Origin of the sequence: Thermofilum sp. (assembly GCF_038871435.1) — an archaeon.
GTDB lineage: Archaea > Thermoproteota > Thermoprotei > Thermofilales > Thermofilaceae > Thermofilum > Thermofilum adornatum.
This window is the reverse complement of sequence record NZ_JAVZIC010000001.1, coordinates 26,554-38,918: the sequence shown is the minus strand read 5'-3', so window position 1 is coordinate 38,918 and position 12,365 is coordinate 26,554. Positions and strand designations below refer to the sequence as shown.

Genomic DNA, 12,365 nt, shown 5'->3' with positions numbered 1-12,365 from the left:
ACGCTTCACCATTCTTCTGTTGATTGAGCTTCTCCTTCGTCTCGTGTATTGTCCATGGGATAGACTGTTTCGTCTCCAACTTCTTCTATTTTCCTGCTAAGGATGTTTATCGCGACTATTGCGAAGACAAATACTCCAGTAACGATTACTCCTAGGATAATCATTGGCGTCCTGGCATTTTCAGGCGAATTCCACGGATATCCTCCAATGATATAGTCTCCTACCCTGGGAAGTGGAAGCCAAAAAATTAGGATGCCAATTATTGAGAGGAGCGTGACTATCAATACTTTGCCCTTCATGGGTTGATTAACTGTTTTCAAAGGTATAAAACGGTTTTTGTTACCCCTACACGGCTACTTCAAAATCAAGCTTCTCACATCGTCTATGGGTACTACTTCCGCATAGATCCTCAACGGTCCACTAATCCTTAGGATTCCTAGGTCATGTAAGCGTTGTAGGGCTGCTTCGATCTCTTCTATTCTAGGCTCAGGTAACTGTAGCCTCTCGCATAGTGCCTGCACATTTTCTATAACTTCTCTCTCTGTTGTATAAGAAGACTCCCTATTCTTTAGTATTTCCAGTGTTGCTGCCAGGACTACTCTTTCCAGCTGTTTCAGTGTCTTAACTATGTCTGCGTCAAGAGAGCTCCTCCCGAGTATCTGTGCCAGAGCTCTAGAAACATGGCTAAAAGTTACCTTTTCACTGTGCTCACTGTCGGCAATCAAGCTGGCATAGAGAAGGATATCCAATGCTTTTCTCACATCACCCTCGAACAAGTCAATAGTTATCTTGGCAACGTGCTCCGCTACAGTGTCAGGAAGAGCACTCTGATCCGAAAAAGCTTCACTTGCCCTATACAATAATATATCTACTAGTTGAGGCAACGTGTAACGTGGAAACCTGACGATGAGGCTTCCAAGGGTAGACTGCTCCTCGGGGGCAAGGCCGCGGCTCCACTCCTCGTTCCTGGCAATAAATACGACGCCCAGAACATTCTCTACGCCGAATTCCGGCAAGCGTGTCAAGTTGTATACTACGCGTCCTCCCCTCAGGCTTCTTGAAGATGTGAGCTCATCAGCTTCGTCAACAATGAACAAAAAGCTTGTTGTTTTTTTCTTCACAAATTCGTCTAGGATCTTCTCGAAAACCTCGCCCGCAGACAGGCTTCTCGAGGCCCTCCCAGAAACCTGGCCAAGTATAGACGTGTAGACTGTCCAGGGGCTTGGGTCGCCCAACATCTTCAGGTTTACGTAAATTATTCGGGCAGTTTCAAAACCTTTCTCGAGGTTCTTCGCAAACAAGAGAGCTGTAGATGTTTTCCCTGTGCCCACAGAGCCTATCAATTGAACCGACTTGAAGAACGCTGAGGACTTCTCTACCCCTGGAAAGAAGATTGAAAGCTGTCTAAGCTGGGCGTCTCTGTGCGGAAGTCTTCTCGGGATATATTTACTGCTGAGTGCCTGAGGGTTCCTTAGGATCATTGCTTGCTTCGATTTTTCCATATATATTGGAATATAATTTTTTTCAAAACATAGTAGACCGAAACTTAATTCACACTATTTACCACGAAAATAAAAGTATAAAACAGCGCTTGCATTTTTCAATGCGAATGATGAAAGTCATGCAAACGTGAAAAGAATGAACGTATCCTGGGGTATCTGACGCATACAGTGCTAAATCCTTTTAAATCTCATTGGCACTGCTAGACTGGGTCTAGATGGAGAAAGATACATATGAGAGTGGTCGAAGACGCATAGAGTACAAGACAAGCCTGCTAATGGGTCTCATTGTTATAGTGATAAGTTCCTTGTCTGTGGCTTGGGCACTAGTTCTAAGCAAAAGCGGTGTAGCCGACCTTCTGGGAAGCCCGTTTGTGCCGGAAGAAAGCCCCCAAGGGGTTCTGATCAATAGCTTAATAATACTTTTCCTCGTACTTCTAGGAACAGGGCTTCTTTTGGTCCTGATCAGGTTCAGGAAAATACACACTATACCTGCTGTTATGGCGTTTGCTGTAGCGTTTTCTTTTTGGGGGATCGCCGAGATATACTTCTATTCACTGGCAAACCTTGCACCCCTAGAACGATATAGCGACTACCTCCAGCAGTATGCAGACTTGCTCTCAATTTCAGTTGCCGTCTTGGCCGCCGTGCTTATAATTAAGCCAGTAAGCGCAAAACTCCTCGACATCCTCCTGATAATCTACGGAACAATGGCTGGCTCACTGCTGGCAGTTACATTGCCAGGCTGGACCCCCTTTGCTGTTGCTGTGATCCTCGCAGTCTATGACGTTTACTCTGTTTTCTATGGACCATTGAAAAGGATCCTAGAGAACACGGTTGGAGAGGGGCAGTCCAGAGAATCAAAACTAAAATCGCCGCTAAGGGGAGCAGTAATAGTGGTAGACAACATTGCCCTCGGCATGGGAGACGTATTGATGTACTCGATGCTTAGCTCCTCGTACTATCTCTTTCCCTTTAACTCGGTAGCACGCTGGGTATTAACTACTATTGCAATAGCCTTGGGGCTCTACTTTACCCTCAAAATGTTGACACGTAAAAAATACATGCCAGCCTTACCAATACCGGTCTTTCTGTCCCTAGCAGTATATGTCATATGTCTGTTGATCGGTTTTTAGCAAACAGGGGTCAGTCCGCCCATCCGGCTCTCATCAATCGAACATCAACGCGGCAATCATCCCCAGATATCATTGGTGCGCGCAAAATTAAAAGGTTGACTAGTTTTTTCCTTGAGAGAATAGGAGAAATATAAAACAAGGCTACTTGAATAATTCCTTAACGATTTCTAACGGGAAGACGTTATAAGCGTCGACGTCCTCGTGACTCCACTAAGCTTCCTTATGTTTGACACAACTTTATCCAGAAGTTCAAGGGCAGGCAAAGTGATCTTAACGAGAATGTCGTATTCGCCGTACACGATGTAGGCCTCTTCCACAAATTCCATCTTTCTGATGGTCTTGAGAACTTCGTCCTCATAGCCAACTCCTACATTGACAAGCAGAAACACAGTTATTTTGTCTGGATTTGTACTCATAAAGGCTCAATTATATATCAACCATGTTTAAAAATATAAATATAACGTATGATAAAAACATCGGCATCAATAACTATCAACTTTTGCTTTTTATAACGAATCGTGGGAAATATTAGAAAAAATTCGTTGTTCTATGGGACGCCTTTTAAGAAATCATATTCGCTAAAAACTAGTGCTACCACGGCACTTCCATACATCCCGTCAGGCACGTCTAGTTCTTCAATAAGGTACCGAGGCTCCTCCATGTTTAGCCTGTCTTTAGCCCTTATCTCTTCCCACATTTCGGCCAGTCTGTCCCTGGCATCTTTGTAACTATTCCCGTCGTGAAACTCTATAACGTAGCCGTGAGGATGACCGCGAGCCCACGAGATACCAACACTAATCTTTGCAGGTCCCTTGACCCTCTTCTCACTCATCACGAGAAAAACTATGCTACCTTCAGGTAGCCTTCTCGGCGTTTCTTCGACGATATTTGGAGGCAAGATAGATGATACGGGCACCAAATTTAGGCCATGTATCCCTGCCTCACGGAGTGCATTATTGAAGGCCATTAATGGAGAGACACTGCTAACTCCTTTCCCCTTAGTCACGAAGTACTTCTTTGGGAGGATCATTTTGCAAATCAAGGCGTTTTTCAGCCACAACTATTAAAAGTTTTTCAAAATGACCAAGGGGAAGAGTATCCGCTACAGACACTTTAGAATACAAATTAGACAACACGCTAATAAGCGAGGAAACATCTGCGAGACTACTGGCAACAACAATAAGCTTGCCATGCTCCTTTAGCAATCCTTGGGCATCTCTTGCCAGCTCAACGCTGAACTCTATTCCACTGGGTCCTCCACAGACCTCTTCTCCCTCTTCATATCTACAGGGCAAGTATGGAGGATTAGAAACAACAATATGAAAAGAATCTCTCCTGAACGGTCTCGCCTTATCCGTTAAAACAATATCTATCTTTTTATAGAGATCCTTTTTCTTCACTCTGTCAAGTGTATACTCTACCGCGTCCTGGGACACGTCTGTGCCGACAACATACTCTGCACAATACGCGCATTCAATGGTTATCTCTCCATTGCCACAGCCAACCTCTAATACAGTTCCATAACATTGACTCTTTTCACGCAGATAATTAGCAAGGAAAACCGTATCCTCCGAAACGGGGTATGGCATCAGGCTAGAGACCCAGCAGTTTTCTGACCTCGGGCTTCATCCTGTCGGGCGTCCAGGGCGGATCAAATACGAGCTCGACTTCTACATCTTCAACCTCCGGGATCTTTTCCTTGATCGTGTCACGTACAAGTTCAACGAGGAAGTACGACATTGGGCATCCAACTGCTGTTAGGGTCATTTTGACTTTTACCTTTTTATCGTTTATCTCTATCCCGTATATAAGACCTAAGTCAACCACGTTAAAGGGTATTTCTGGGTCGTATACGTCCTGAAGCGCTTGTAGCACTTGTTCCTGCGTAATGTTTCCCATTATATCCCCCTGTCATATCGTACACAATCTTATTTAAAAATTATTCGTTTCACTGGTCCCGTTCTCTAAGAGCTTTGCCTTCTCATAGTCTGTATCAAGTACTTGAAGAATTTTCTGTATCTTCTTTGGTCCCAATCCATCAATTTTCCTTAACTCCGCGGGAGACGCTAAAAAGAATTTCCTTGGAGTCTTAAACTCTCTAAGAATTTTTTCTGCAGTTTCCCTGCTAATCCCTGGCAACGTCGCGATCAGATTAAGCTGTATAGCTGGAATACTGCTCGACTCCTTGAAAACCTTTTTCTTTGTCTTGACGAAAAAGTTGGTTCCCTCCTTTTGTAGCCTCTTCCACAGGATATATATAAGCAACGCAGTCTCTCTATAATCATTCACCTGTAGAACTGATACACCGTTCTCGGCCAACGCGGCAAATGCCCCAAACAGCGGGTTTAATTTAACTTGTCTGTATTTTACCTCGTCGCTGAGGCTCCCCTCTATAACGATGATGGCTGTATCATATGTTTCACGAAGATACTTGGCTTGCTCGAAAAGCCGTCCATCAATAATAGAATTTATAAAGTCTCCGGCCGTCTTCCTCTCCAAACCGTATTTCCCGCCCACATCATAGTCTGCTACCTCTAAACGGGCCAGTTGATAGCGGACACCAAGCCGTGCAAGCTCGCTGATTACCTGTGAACGACGTTCCCTATCATCGACAAGAACAGTGAGGATCTGCATTTATTTCATCTTTCATTACGTTTCCCGATACTTTTTATGTCTATTGTTTTCCGGCTTTCCTAATTGGCTCAAGGGCTTTAGTAGCTCGCATACACCAAACTTTTTAATTCATGTGTTTTCTTCACTTTAACAAATGTCTAGAGAAGTTGTCAATAGGCGGCACAGAGCATTCAACGTTGAACGAAGGCTAGTGAAGATGTTGTCAGCCAACAAGGAGAACCATGTTTTTAGGGTTCCAGTTAGTGGTGTGGGGGAAAATTTTCCAGATGTTTTTCTTGTGAACAACATAGAGGACAGGATAGTTGCATTCGAGGTCAAGACAACCTCTAACTCGAAAGTAAAAGTAAAAGCATATCAGATATCAAAGCTTTTCCGCTTCCTCGAAGCATTCAAAAAATACTCTAGAAGGGAGGCCGTCCTAGCCGTGTGGTTCTCTAGCGAAAGCAAGTGGGTATTCAAAAAAGTTGACACATTGCTATCGGAAGACATCGTTGTCACGTGTGACGAGGAAAGCACTTGGGTTCCCAATATCCGGGGAAGATAAAAGGTAAAGTCTAAAAAGGTTTAAATTTTCGCTTCTATAAAAACCTTTTGATGATAAAGGCGTCCGAAAGAGTTGGGGTTCACAGCCACATACGGGGGCTCGGCATCAGGAACAATGAGCCACAGCCAGTCGCCGACGGGCTAGTGGGACAAATAGAGGCTAGACGTGCAGCATGGCTAGTTGTCCAGTTGATCAAGAAAGGGAAAATGGCTGGAAGAGCAATCCTCTTTGTGGGACCTCCAGGAACAGGAAAAACCGCGCTTGCCGTTGCCATCGCACGCGAGCTCGGCCCCGAGACGCCTTTAATGGCGCTCACCGGGAGCGAAATATACTCTGCTGAGCTCAAGAAGACCGAGGTGCTCATGCAAGCAATGAGGAAATCCATAGGTGTAAGAATACGTGAGAGAAGATGGGTCTACGAAGGCGTCGTGGAAAAAATCGAATATAAGTTTGACAGGCATCCCCTCAACCCCTACCAGCAGATACCTGTTGGAGGCATCATAACACTCAAGACTGACAAAGAGACCCGCACTTTGAAAGTTGACTCTAATATAGTATATCAGCTCCTGCAAAGAGGTGTAAGCGAGGGAGACGTAATATGGATTGACGAGGAAACTGGCCGCGTCACCAGGGCTGGTAGAGTAAAAGGCTACGGCGAATACGATGTAGGGGCGAGCGAACTCGTAGATATGCCTAAAGGCCCAATATACAAGGAGAAAGAGTTCGTATACACCCTTACTCTCCATGATCTCGACGAGATGCAAAGCCGGAGCGAGAGCATAATTTCGCTGTTCTTTGGAGCCCCAGAATACAAGGAGATACCCCCCGATGTTAGGGCAAAGGTAGACAAAACAGTAAAGGAATGGGTTGAAAATGGAAGAGCTGAACTAATTCCCGGAATCCTCTTTATCGACGACGCACACATGCTGGACATCGAGGCGTTCAGTTTCCTCTCGAGAGCAATGGAGAGCGAACTAAGCCCAATAATCATCCTTGCAACAAACAGGGGCTACACGAGGATCAGGGGCACAGACATAGAGAGCCCCCACGGCATGCCGCTAGACCTGCTAGACAGGTTGCTCATTATAAAGACACAGCCGTATACCCCAGACGAGATAAGAGAAATACTAAAGATAAGAGCCAAAGAAGAAGGCGTGGAGCTAGAGGACACAGCACTAGAAGAACTCGTAAAGCTCGGCTCAGAGCGAAGTCTGCGCTATGCTTCCCAGTTATTAGCACCAAGCAAGATACTAGCAGAGCAGAAGGGCAAGACAACCGTGACGGTTGAAGAAGTACAGCAAGCCTCAAAGCTGTTTATAAGTACAAAGGAGTCAGCAAAATATCTCCAAGAGCTTGAAGAAAAGATGCTTAAATAGCACCGCTATTTTCAACGTCTATTTTTCAGAGAGCCAAGGATTTCTCCCCTAAAAGCGTAGAGTGTAATAAGCCCTACAACTTGCCCCATATCCAACACATAGGGGCTGTTATCCCCTACAAAGTAGAACAACGGATAGAGCCTAACAGGTATAACCATATTGATGCTCCACAAAAACCAGTAATGAAACACCATGAACGTTACTGCGCTCCCGAGGAAAAACATCTTCCAAGAGTAACGCTTTTCCGAGTAAATAAATCCAGAAACAATCCAAAGAAGGAGAGCGATGAGGGCCGCGCGCCAAAGCCTGTACCAGATAAAAGTTGACGGCACGATATATGCTGACAAATAGTTCTCGATTGGGATGAAGACAAATATAGACGAAATGATTCCAGGAGCTAGGATCGCCAACGTGTATACGTGTTCTTCATTTAAGTTTTCGCCAGCATCACGGCCAGTCATGTCGACCCTCTCATAATTTTCACTCATAAATTTAAGCCTAGCGTGTGCATCAGTCTAAATACCTAGGCCGTTTTCTGAGCTCGGGCTTTATCCTGTCAAGCGTCCGGGGCGGGTCAAACACAAGCTCGACTTCTATGTCTATACCCTGCTTGTTTCTCTCAAATTTGAAAAAAGAATATCTGCATTTCGCATTCATATCAACCATGTTCTTAATGTATCGGCATTGTCGACACGAAGCGGCAATGCCATGATTCTAAGTGCTACTGTAAGGCGGGCGTATTATGAGTTAATGTGCCGCTGTAAGCAATGCTACGTGCCGATAATCTGTCGCTCTGACCATGAGACACAGCTCTTTCTGCTGAGGAGCTTTTATATGCAAAAGAGATGTGCATGTGACATATAGAGTCCCACACATAGCGATAGATATATATATACAAGTTTTTCAGATTATAGACATGATAGAAATGCAGAAGTGGAAAAAGGTGATTATAGCCTCTATAGTTTTACTCCTATTCTTGTCCCTTGTCCCAAGCTTTCTTCTCTCTAAGAACAGTGCTGGCAGTGGCGGAGAGACAGGTGTACTTGGGCAAACGGCCCCTCTTATTGTCGACTTGAGGGTTGCTGTTATTAGTAGTGATTCTGGCTTTGTGGAGGGTGTTAGGTCTGCTTTTGTGGCGAGGGACTTTAGTGTTGTGCCTGTGTCCCGTGCCTGGGAGGCCGTTGGAAAAGACCTAGTAGTTGTCGGATGGGACGCTTTGGGCGAGCTGTCCAGGGATCCGGGGCTCGTCGTAGCACTGGTCAATGGCTCCAGGCTTCTGGCCGTGGCCGAGCCGGGCATCGACGCCCTCAGAGTACTCTTCTCTGGCATAGTCAAGCCAGTAAGGCTCGGCGAAAAGGATGAGCCAAGCGACCCCTTCGCCTTCCTACCAATGGTCGAGGAAAACGGCTACCTATACCCAGGCTGCGGCCACAACATGGTTCTCGTGAGGGGTATATCAACAAAGGGAGGAAAACTAGCCATGGAGTACACCGTCACCACACTGAAAGCAAAAAGCGACCTGCCAAAAATCGCCCCACTACTCGTCAAAAAATCCCTAGAAAAACAGCAACAACAGCAAACAAGGCTAGAAAACAGAGCAGGCACATGGAGACCTATGCTCTACGTATCACCAACATGGGTGTACATAGGATCATATTTTAGCGATGTGATCACCTTTTCTGGTAAGAATGGGGTTACCGCCGGTGAAACAGACTTCGGGGTCGTGGCCGGATGGGGCCAGGACACCTATGACCCGTCCTACGGCACGTACTTGTGGGAGATCATGCTCTACTACCACGGGGAGCGCGGCTTAAATGGTTACAGCCCGCCAGTAAAAATAGCTGGATTGTGGAATATTGAGCCGAATGCCGCAATACTGGATGCACGGACAGATACATATAGTGACCAGAGAGTCACCTATATATCTCCAACTGGACAGGGAAACGATGGGCAGGTCACTATTACCTTCTCGTACCCGCCGGGTCTCAGCTTTACCCAGGATATTAACCCGCAGGTGACTTGGGAAACGAATTACAATTCATATTATAGTGCCAAATATGGTGGATATGTGAAGTGGCAGGCTATATGGAAGTGGGGCTTGACGAGCTATAGTAGTAATCAATACTATGCAATGGCAGGCCTGGTATGGATGGAATCTGTAAATCCCCTGTTTTTCAAGGTAATAATTAAGGCAAATGCTTATCTAGCCACTAGAGGTATTGCAGATATTGCAAGCTCTGGGGAACAGGTGTTCTACTTCAGAGCCGACACATCTATTCTGCAACGGACAGGATAAGAGGTCTATAGGTACGCGGACAAGGTTGTGGCGCTTAAGGGTGGACGGGTCTATGCTATGGGTAGGTCGGAGGAGGTTCCTACGGAGGACAACTTGCAAAAGATCTATGGGGTAAAGGTTAAGGTTTTTCAGGAATATAGAGCCGTTGTTCTGGACAATTTTCTATAGTGTTTCTGTTTTACCAGGATTTACATACGGGATTTTTATGTGTTTCTGGGGCAGAGCGTGTGTCTTATATATTATTTTCACTAAGGAAATGATTGGCGATATATATACCACCTTCGTTTATTATATAATTGAACAACCATGGATAAATCATTACAAAAAATTTCCAAAAAATCGTAGCAATGTTGACTTTTGCTGTCATTATTTCTTTTCTATCAATGGTGGGTGCGCAAAATTCTACTGAGCATGCCACTATTTTGGAAGTCTACAATTTGCTTGGGATAAAGGTAGCTACCGCTCAGACTGACCAGGAAGTGGTTTTCGATTTTAACCTGTCGAGCGCGCGCTTGGGATACAGACATCAATTATTATTACAGCGCCAAATACGGTGTAAGCGTGGCGAAGCAGGCTATATGGAAATGGGACTTAACAAGCTTCAGCTCAAACCAATTTTATCAAATGGGAGGCTTAGCATGGATGGATGCTGTGAGCTACCCAGACTTTGCAGTAATAATGAAAGCGAATACCTACAGCTCTTATGAGAATGATTACATTGAGACTGCAACCTCTGGACAACATGTGTTCTATTTCTGGGCAACCACATCTAATCTATACTTGCAATCATCCTCGTAAATATTAATTTGTCTAATATTAAAGTTAAGTATATATTTTTGTAAATATTTTTAAATTTTCAATTATATGTGCTAGTACTAGGAATTAAGGCAGAGCCACCAAGACGAATCAAGTTGCTCAGCTTCCTACCCGCACCCTCCGGAGCAAAACCTATAAACACATAACCCTGCGATAAGGCGGGGTAACAAATGGCGAGTGCACTGTGGCATATGAGCATAAATGAGGAGATATTGTACAGCCTGATAGCTGTCGTGTCTTTTACCGCTTTACTCTACGTCATTGCATTCTTGCTCGCTAAAAAGAAGCGTTTCCAAAGCATAGAGATAGATGTTGAAGGAGGCGCAATTCTAGTCAAGACGACTAAACTTAATGAGTTTATCGAGAACTTCGGAAAAAGACATGCAAGACTATTCAAGGTTCTTGGAAACATTGCAATATTGTCTTCTATCCCGATGGCCGCTTACGGCATATACTTTTTCCACATGAATCTACAGCTCTGGAAAGTTGCCCCCTCAACTGCTAGCCCCGTAGCCCCTATCCTGCCAGGAATCACGGTGGGCTTAGACGAGCTTCCATATTTCCTCCTAGCCATAGCAATAACACTCATACCACACGAATTGGCGCATGCCTTCCATGCCTCCAGCGAAGACATAAAAGTAAAGTCTGCAGGCGTATTCCTTTTCTTTATCCTTCCAGGCGGGTTCGCCGAGATAGACGAGGAGGAGCTTGCAAAGAAGCCTCTGGGGACACAGCTTAGAGTTTTCGCCGCTGGAAGCTTCGCCAACATTTTAACTTTTCTCGTGTTTTTAGGGGTATTTTCCTTGCTGTTCGCTTCGCCATTAGCGCCAAACCCGGCAGGCGTAAAAATTGTGTATGTAAATTCCAGCTATCCTGCCTACGGTCATTTGACGCAGGGAGACATAATAATAGCGATAAACAATATACCTACTAATACTTTGGATGATTTTTCAAGGATTCTTGGCAACTTCAAGCCAAACGAAACAATTCATCTAACAATAATTAGGAACGGGAGACCTCTTAACCTTACCTTGACCCTAGACAAAAGTCCTTACAACAGCTCGAGAGGTTTTCTAGGCGTAACGATACAGCAAGCCTATACCAATGAGTGGATGTATAAATCGTCTTGGTGGCTTCTCGTGGTAACCTCAAGTGTAGCCATTATCAACGTGATGCCAATTTTTCCACTCGACGGCGGTAGAATGCTGATGGCAGCCCTCGAGAAAGTTTTGCCAAAAAACACTGCTAGGAATATATCTCTCGCGCTAAGCATCTACCTCGCAGGCATCCTGGTAGCAAACATATTATACTCCGCCGGATATTGGCTGCCTTTCAGGCCTTAAATCGAGATTTCAGAGCCCTCTCCAGGTACCTCAAAATCTACCGGGAACCTATTGAGTTTCATCAACTTTCTCCTTGCCTCGAGGCTCACAGAGTGGAGCGGAAAAATAAGCTCGACCCCCTTCTTAGAGAGTCTCTTCAAAAAGCCCAAATTATACATGTCCCTCGAGCTGACTCCAAGTCCCCCAACAACACCAAAAATTCTCAGGTTACTCGAGAATAGCCATCCAAAAGTCTCCTTGAATCCATGCACACTGCATCCAGCAAGGAGAATGTATCCCTTCTCAGTTGGTATCAGTAGTCCCTGCTCACCCCACGGAGAAGAAGTTTTCACAAGATAGAAGCCCGGCAGAAACCGTATCTCTTCGAGTCTTGTTCCGTCTTTATACCTTAACGGTAGGGGAGGCCTCAAGATTATGGTTCTCTCTGCATATTCATCTATACAGCCAATGTGATGAGATAAATGGATGGATCCTACAATAATATCTACGCGGGTATGTTCACCTAGAACCCCCACGTTATACTCCAAAATTTTCTTTGACGGGCCAGTATCGAAAAGTATCCTCTTCTTTTCTCTGTCAAGGGAAGCTTCGACCAGAATGGATAGGCCATGCGCTGGGACTACCCCCTCTACAGAGGGGATATCGTCTACTAAGACCTTAAGGGAGACTTCTCTTGGTACCTCTGGATTCTTTTCACTCATCTATATGCCTTCTCTCCATC

General features: G+C 45.0%; 14 protein-coding genes. 5 read left to right on the top strand and 9 right to left on the bottom strand.

What is annotated here, in order from left to right; translation table 11 throughout:
- Nucleotides 1-5 precede the first annotated feature (5 nt).
- Both QXT17_RS00205 and QXT17_RS00200 read right to left on the bottom strand, forming a co-directional pair.
- The gene (locus QXT17_RS00205) at nucleotides 6-299 is read right to left on the bottom strand and encodes a hypothetical protein (protein ID WP_020962819.1); all 294 of its coding nucleotides are present in this window, start codon (nucleotides 297-299) and stop codon (nucleotides 6-8) included.
- A gap of 54 nt (nucleotides 300-353) precedes the next feature.
- On the bottom strand, nucleotides 354-1,502 hold the full coding sequence (locus QXT17_RS00200) for a Cdc6/Cdc18 family protein (RefSeq protein ID WP_020962820.1): 1,149 nt from the start codon (nucleotides 1,500-1,502) through the stop codon (nucleotides 354-356).
- 215 nt (nucleotides 1,503-1,717) lie between these two features.
- Here QXT17_RS00200 and QXT17_RS00195 point away from each other — a divergent pair, with 215 nt between their 5' ends.
- Nucleotides 1,718-2,635, top strand: coding sequence for a hypothetical protein (locus tag QXT17_RS00195; protein WP_020962821.1), 918 nt, complete (start codon nucleotides 1,718-1,720; stop codon nucleotides 2,633-2,635).
- 167 nt (nucleotides 2,636-2,802) lie between these two features.
- Here the strand turns inward: QXT17_RS00195 and QXT17_RS00190 are convergent, their stop codons facing one another.
- The 5 genes from QXT17_RS00190 to QXT17_RS00170 all read right to left on the bottom strand — a co-directional run bounded on the left by QXT17_RS00190 (nucleotide 2,803) and on the right by QXT17_RS00170 (nucleotide 5,269).
- A complete protein-coding gene (locus QXT17_RS00190) occupies nucleotides 2,803-3,051 on the bottom strand; it encodes an Lrp/AsnC family transcriptional regulator (RefSeq protein WP_020962822.1) in 249 nt (82 codons plus the stop codon).
- A gap of 131 nt (nucleotides 3,052-3,182) precedes the next feature.
- Nucleotides 3,183-3,665: a pyruvoyl-dependent arginine decarboxylase gene (locus QXT17_RS00185; RefSeq protein ID WP_020962823.1), complete on the bottom strand. Its 483-nt coding sequence runs from the start codon at nucleotides 3,663-3,665 to the stop codon at nucleotides 3,183-3,185.
- Nucleotides 3,634-4,224, bottom strand: coding sequence for a methyltransferase (locus QXT17_RS00180; protein WP_020962824.1), 591 nt, complete (start codon nucleotides 4,222-4,224; stop codon nucleotides 3,634-3,636). Before QXT17_RS00180 ends, QXT17_RS00185 begins: the two co-directional genes overlap by 32 nt.
- A 4-nt stretch (nucleotides 4,225-4,228) precedes the next feature.
- Nucleotides 4,229-4,534: a metal-sulfur cluster assembly factor gene (locus QXT17_RS00175; protein WP_020962825.1), complete on the bottom strand. Its 306-nt coding sequence runs from the start codon at nucleotides 4,532-4,534 to the stop codon at nucleotides 4,229-4,231.
- Between the two features lie 33 nt (nucleotides 4,535-4,567).
- On the bottom strand, nucleotides 4,568-5,269 hold the full coding sequence (locus tag QXT17_RS00170) for an ERCC4 domain-containing protein (protein ID WP_342814418.1): 702 nt from the start codon (nucleotides 5,267-5,269) through the stop codon (nucleotides 4,568-4,570).
- A 133-nt stretch (nucleotides 5,270-5,402) separates the two neighbouring features.
- Between QXT17_RS00170 and QXT17_RS00165 the strand changes: the two genes are divergently transcribed.
- Both QXT17_RS00165 and QXT17_RS00160 read left to right on the top strand, forming a co-directional pair.
- Nucleotides 5,403-5,813, top strand: coding sequence for a hypothetical protein (locus tag QXT17_RS00165; RefSeq protein WP_020962827.1), 411 nt, complete (start codon nucleotides 5,403-5,405; stop codon nucleotides 5,811-5,813).
- Between the two features lie 50 nt (nucleotides 5,814-5,863).
- Nucleotides 5,864-7,189, top strand: a complete 1,326-nt coding sequence (locus QXT17_RS00160) for a RuvB-like helicase (RefSeq protein ID WP_020962828.1) — start codon at nucleotides 5,864-5,866, stop codon at nucleotides 7,187-7,189.
- A gap of 11 nt (nucleotides 7,190-7,200) precedes the next feature.
- Here QXT17_RS00160 and QXT17_RS00155 read toward each other — a convergent pair whose 3' ends face one another.
- Complete coding sequence (locus QXT17_RS00155; RefSeq protein WP_020962829.1) at nucleotides 7,201-7,677, bottom strand: hypothetical protein; 477 nt, start codon at nucleotides 7,675-7,677, stop codon at nucleotides 7,201-7,203.
- Between the two features lie 437 nt (nucleotides 7,678-8,114).
- Here QXT17_RS00155 and QXT17_RS00150 point away from each other — a divergent pair, with 437 nt between their 5' ends.
- Nucleotides 8,115-9,485, top strand: coding sequence for a hypothetical protein (locus tag QXT17_RS00150; RefSeq protein ID WP_148682098.1), 1,371 nt, complete (start codon nucleotides 8,115-8,117; stop codon nucleotides 9,483-9,485).
- Between the two features lie 1,007 nt (nucleotides 9,486-10,492).
- On the top strand, nucleotides 10,493-11,644 hold the full coding sequence (locus QXT17_RS00145; protein WP_342783669.1) for a site-2 protease family protein: 1,152 nt from the start codon (nucleotides 10,493-10,495) through the stop codon (nucleotides 11,642-11,644).
- On the opposite strand, the gene QXT17_RS00140 is transcribed toward QXT17_RS00145, so the two are convergent.
- Nucleotides 11,641-12,345, bottom strand: coding sequence for a hypothetical protein (locus tag QXT17_RS00140; protein WP_020962836.1), 705 nt, complete (start codon nucleotides 12,343-12,345; stop codon nucleotides 11,641-11,643). The genes QXT17_RS00145 and QXT17_RS00140 overlap by 4 nt on opposite strands.
- Nucleotides 12,346-12,365 lie beyond the last annotated feature (20 nt).

Excerpts from the sequence above, each read along its gene's own strand:
- QXT17_RS00205 (WP_020962819.1), bottom strand. The coding sequence starts at position 299 with ATGAAGGGCAAAGTATTGATAGTCACGCTCCTCTCAATAATTGGCATC.
- QXT17_RS00175 (WP_020962825.1), bottom strand. The coding sequence starts at position 4,534 with ATGGGAAACATTACGCAGGAACAAGTGCTACAAGCGCTTCAGGACGTA.
- QXT17_RS00165 (WP_020962827.1), top strand. The coding sequence starts at position 5,403 with ATGTCTAGAGAAGTTGTCAATAGGCGGCACAGAGCATTCAACGTTGAA.
- QXT17_RS00200 (WP_020962820.1), bottom strand. The coding sequence starts at position 1,502 with ATGGAAAAATCGAAGCAAGCAATGATCCTAAGGAACCCTCAGGCACTC.
- QXT17_RS00150 (WP_148682098.1), top strand. The coding sequence starts at position 8,115 with ATGCAGAAGTGGAAAAAGGTGATTATAGCCTCTATAGTTTTACTCCTA.
- QXT17_RS00180 (WP_020962824.1), bottom strand. The coding sequence starts at position 4,224 with ATGCCATACCCCGTTTCGGAGGATACGGTTTTCCTTGCTAATTATCTG.
- QXT17_RS00190 (WP_020962822.1), bottom strand. The coding sequence starts at position 3,051 with ATGAGTACAAATCCAGACAAAATAACTGTGTTTCTGCTTGTCAATGTA.
- QXT17_RS00145 (WP_342783669.1), top strand. The coding sequence starts at position 10,493 with ATGAGCATAAATGAGGAGATATTGTACAGCCTGATAGCTGTCGTGTCT.
- QXT17_RS00195 (WP_020962821.1), top strand. The coding sequence starts at position 1,718 with ATGGAGAAAGATACATATGAGAGTGGTCGAAGACGCATAGAGTACAAG.
- QXT17_RS00140 (WP_020962836.1), bottom strand. The coding sequence starts at position 12,345 with ATGAGTGAAAAGAATCCAGAGGTACCAAGAGAAGTCTCCCTTAAGGTC.
- QXT17_RS00160 (WP_020962828.1), top strand. The coding sequence starts at position 5,864 with ATGATAAAGGCGTCCGAAAGAGTTGGGGTTCACAGCCACATACGGGGG.
- QXT17_RS00155 (WP_020962829.1), bottom strand. The coding sequence starts at position 7,677 with ATGAGTGAAAATTATGAGAGGGTCGACATGACTGGCCGTGATGCTGGC.
- QXT17_RS00170 (WP_342814418.1), bottom strand. The coding sequence starts at position 5,269 with ATGCAGATCCTCACTGTTCTTGTCGATGATAGGGAACGTCGTTCACAG.
- QXT17_RS00185 (WP_020962823.1), bottom strand. The coding sequence starts at position 3,665 with ATGATCCTCCCAAAGAAGTACTTCGTGACTAAGGGGAAAGGAGTTAGC.